This window comes from Pseudoalteromonas prydzensis (assembly GCF_011050055.1).
GTDB lineage: Bacteria > Pseudomonadota > Gammaproteobacteria > Enterobacterales > Alteromonadaceae > Pseudoalteromonas > Pseudoalteromonas prydzensis_A.
Genome location: NZ_DRGM01000214.1, coordinates 1 through 3964 on the forward strand (window position 1 = coordinate 1; position 3964 = coordinate 3964).

Consider the following 3964-nt stretch of genomic DNA (forward strand, 5'->3'; position numbering starts at 1 on the left):
ATACAATTGTGGTTAATGTACAAGGCGATGAGCCCTTACTTGCGCCAGAAAACGTATCTCAAGTTGCTGCACTATTAAGTGATTCAACAGCACCAATGGCAACGTTAAGTGTTGCTATTGAAGAGCGTGATGAAGTATTTAATCCAAACGCGGTTAAAGTTGTTAGTGATATAAATAAAAATGCACTTTACTTCTCACGCGCTAGTATTCCTTTCAATAGAAATGCAATGATGAATGAGAACAGTGAACTTGATTTAGCGCCATTTCAGCGCCACGTAGGTATTTATGCGTACAGAGCGGGTTTTATTAAACAATATATAGAATTGAGCGTATCGCCACTTGAGCTACTTGAATCGCTTGAGCAGTTACGTGTGTTGTATCATGGTTATAAAATCAAAATAGAACAAGCTCAAATAGCACCCCATGCTGGAGTTGATACGGCAGATGACTTAGCGAAAGTGATAGCGCATATTAAAAGTACAAACGCGTGAGTGAACAAGTAAGTAAAATATTAAAAATCATTTTTACACATAACGATTTTTATATTTTAGAAAAGCCAGCGGGTCTTAATTTTCATTCAGAAGATGGCCCCGGCTTTGTTGTGTTAGCCGAACAACAATTAACGCAAAAGCTTTATGCCGTTCATCGTTTAGATAAAGTGACATCAGGGCTGATTATTTTAGCGCGAAACAAAGCCGCTGCGGCCAGCTTTACTGTTATGTTTACTGAGCATGCGATTGCTAAATTTTATTTAGCGATTAGTGACGCTAAACCAAAAAAGAAGCAGGGGTGGATCAAAGGCGATATGGCTAAGTCTCGCCGTGGCTCGTTTAAGTTACTAACGAGTAAGCTTAACCCTGCAATCACCCGATTTTATTCGCTAAGCTATAAGCCGGGATTTAGAGGGTATATTTTAAAGCCTTATTCAGGAAAGACGCATCAATTAAGAGTGGCACTAAAAAGTATTGGCTCTGCTATTTTAGGCGATGCAATGTATTCAGGCACGCCATCAAATCGTACCTATTTACATGCATATGCATTGAGCTTTTTATGGCAAGGTGAACAAATACAGCTAACTTTATTACCCGATAATGGTGATGAGTATTTGGCGTTAATTAAACATCAAGATTTTCAAGCATGGCAATCGCCATGGCAACTGGATTGGTAAATGAGCGAAAAAGTTACAGATATACGTTTTGGTGGTATTAAACGTTTATATGGTCATCAACAGTTTGATTGGCTTCAAGAAGCACATTTTTGTGTAGTAGGGATTGGTGGTGTAGGGAGCTGGACAGCAGAAGCACTTGCACGTACTGGTGTTGGTAAAATAACATTGATTGATTTGGATGATATTTGCGCGACTAACGTCAATAGACAAATTCATGCGTTAACGGGCACTATTGGTCAAGCTAAAGTAGATGCAATGAAAGCGCGCTGCGAGCTTATTAATCCAGAGTGCCAAGTTAATGTGATAGATGATTTTATTACGCTTGATAATATTCAAGAGCATATTCAAGGTTTTGATTATGTGATTGATTGTATTGATGCAGTTAAAGAAAAAGCAGCATTAATTGCTCACTGTAAACGTAATAAACTACCTATAATTACAACTGGTGGTGCTGGCGGGCAAACAGATCCTAGCCAAATAACTTTTGGTGATGTAGCCAAAACTACGCAAGACCCATTACTTGCAAAAGTGCGCTATATTTTGCGCAAGCAATATAATTTTAGTAATAATCCTAAACGTAAGTTTAATATTGATTGTGTTTACTCAACAGAGCAACTGGTTTACCCAGGAAGCGATGGCAGTGTATGTCATGCTAAGCAAAGTGCTGATGGCACGATGAATATGGACTGTAATAATGGTTTTGGTTCTGTGACTATGATCACAGGAAGCTTTGGTTTTTTTGTTGCGGCAAAAGCGGTGCGTAAATATCTAGATAAAAAACAACGCTCACAAGCTTAGTTTTCGTTAACTAAGCTTGTGTTGTGCCATGGTTTGTATTTTATCAACCATGGCTTTAATACCATTACCACGTGATGCGCTTAAGTGGCTTATAAGGCCGAGCTTTTCAAATTCTTCATACGCATTTTTATTCACTACTTGCTCTGGTGTGAGGCCATTGTAAAGCGCTAAAATAATGGCTAATAATCCTTTTACTATACGTGTATCTGAGTCACCAATTACAACAAGTGTATTTTCTGTTAAATCAAATTCAACAAACATCCATACTTTGCTTTCACAGCCCGGTACAAGTGCATCATCAGTCTTCAAAACATCAGCTAAAACAGGTAAAGTTTTTCCTAAAAGCATTATCTCACGATATTTTTGCTGCCAAGCGGGCGCATTTTTTATAGATTCTGTGACTTTGTTAAACGTATTTGTCATGAGTTATCCTAATTAATTCTATTAAAGTGACGTTTAGTCCAGTAAAGCGATACATTTTTTAAGTGAATCAATGAATATATCTACATCTTCATAGGTATTATAAAAACAAAAGCTCGCTCTTAGCGTTCCATTAAGCCCTAAATGTGTCATTAATGGCTGTGTACAATGGTGTCCACTCCTTACTGCAACCCCGTACCCGTCAAGTAAAGTTGCCAAATCATAAGGATGTTCATCATTTAAGTTGAAGCAGAGTGTACCAATATTGTCAGATAGGTTGCTATATATTGTAATACCATCAACCTTTACCAATTTTTGAGCGGCATAACTAAACAATTTTTGCTCATATTGCTGGATTTTTGCGTGATCTAATTCATTTAAATAGTCTAATGCGGCACCAAAGCCTAAAACTCCAGAGATATTTGGTGTTCCAGTTTCAAATTTTGCAGGCGCAGGACGATAAGTACTGTGAGTTAAGTACACTTTATCGATCATTTCCCCACCTGATTGGTAAATCTCAAGGGTATTTAATTGCTCATATCGACCATAAAGCACACCTAATCCTGTTGGACCGAGCATTTTATGGCTTGAGCAGACATAAAAGTCACAGTTTAATTCACGTAAATCGGGTTTTAAATGCAGTGCACCCTGTGCACCATCCACTAGAACAAGAGAATTGACGTCTTTTGCAGCTCTAATAAGTGGTTTTAAATCGGTGATATTACCCAGTGTGTTAGATGCTTGTGTAATAGCTAATAGGGTAGGTTTTGTTTCTTTTATAAATTCACAGCATTCTTTGGTGTTCAGCGTGCCATTTTTATTTAGTGGAAGCGCTATTAATTTAGCACCCGTTTGTTGACTCACTATTTGCCAAGGCACTATGTTTGCATGATGCTCAAGCGGAGATATCATTATGGTATGACTTTCATTTAAGCGCTTTTTTAATCCGTTAGCGACCAAGTTAATGGCTTCTGTAGCGCCTTTAGTCCATACAATCTCTTTACTAAATACATTGAAATACTCTGCAGTTTTATCCCGTACTTGTTCATATGCATAAGTTGCTTGCTCGCTAAGTGTATGGCGTCCACGGTGTACATTAGCGTTTTGAAACGTATAGAATTCAGTAATTGTATCTATAACTGATTGAGGCTTTTGTGAGGTTGCTGCTGAGTCTAAATAAACAAGCGGGCAGCCGTTTATTGTTTGATTTAATGTTGGGAAGTCGTTTCTAATTTTATTTATATCAAACTTTAAAGCAAGCATGGCTCATCTACATAGTGTTTTTAAGGCAGGAATTGTAATCGGTTTATGATAATTCTCAAGTGTTGTTAATAAAAAAGGCCGCAAAATGCGGCCTTTTTAAACTAACCAACGTTAATTAACGCTTGTCAGTTGATACGTAGTCACGTTGAGTGTAACCAGTATAAAGTTGACGAGGACGGCTGATCTTATGACCAGGTTGAGATAGCATCTCATCCCAGTGAGTGATCCAACCAACAGTACGTGCCATTGCAAAGATTACAGTGAACATGCTTGTTGGAATACCAATCGCTTTTAAGATAATACCAGAGTAGAAAT

The 3964-nt window shown here is 37.9% G+C and carries 6 protein-coding genes; 3 read left to right on the plus strand and 3 right to left on the minus strand.

The genetic code is table 11. The features are described 5' to 3' along the window. The 3 genes from kdsB to tcdA all read left to right on the plus strand — a co-directional run. Positions 1–491, plus strand: a 491-nt coding sequence (gene kdsB / locus ENH88_RS22650) for a 3-deoxy-manno-octulosonate cytidylyltransferase (RefSeq protein WP_304185814.1), incomplete at its 5' end; no start/stop codon positions are given. Then, a complete protein-coding gene (locus ENH88_RS22655; protein ID WP_121954939.1) occupies positions 488–1168 on the plus strand; it encodes a TIGR01621 family pseudouridine synthase in 681 nt (226 codons plus the stop codon). The genes kdsB and ENH88_RS22655, both read left to right, overlap by 4 nt. After that, positions 1169–1966: a tRNA cyclic N6-threonylcarbamoyladenosine(37) synthase TcdA gene (gene tcdA, locus ENH88_RS22660; protein ID WP_010552670.1), complete on the plus strand. Its 798-nt coding sequence runs from the start codon at positions 1169–1171 to the stop codon at positions 1964–1966. Between the two features lie 6 nt (positions 1967–1972). Here tcdA and ENH88_RS22665 read toward each other — a convergent pair whose 3' ends face one another. The 3 genes from ENH88_RS22665 to ENH88_RS22675 all read right to left on the minus strand — a co-directional run. Further along, positions 1973–2389, minus strand: coding sequence for a SufE family protein (locus ENH88_RS22665; RefSeq protein ID WP_008172666.1), 417 nt, complete (start codon positions 2387–2389; stop codon positions 1973–1975). A gap of 33 nt (positions 2390–2422) precedes the next feature. Further along, entirely contained in the window at positions 2423–3649 is a 1227-nt protein-coding gene (locus ENH88_RS22670; RefSeq protein ID WP_010552671.1) for a SufS family cysteine desulfurase, read from the minus strand. Between the two features lie 115 nt (positions 3650–3764). Further along, positions 3765–3964: citrate/2-methylcitrate synthase (locus tag ENH88_RS22675; RefSeq protein ID WP_304185817.1), on the minus strand; the 200-nt coding region annotated here is incomplete at its 5' end.

Coding starts and splice junctions, on each gene's coding strand:
- tcdA (WP_010552670.1), top strand. CDS start 1,169: ATGAGCGAAAAAGTTACAGATATACGTTTTGGTGGTATTAAACGTTTA.
- ENH88_RS22665 (WP_008172666.1), bottom strand. CDS start 2,389: ATGACAAATACGTTTAACAAAGTCACAGAATCTATAAAAAATGCGCCC.
- ENH88_RS22670 (WP_010552671.1), bottom strand. CDS start 3,649: ATGCTTGCTTTAAAGTTTGATATAAATAAAATTAGAAACGACTTCCCA.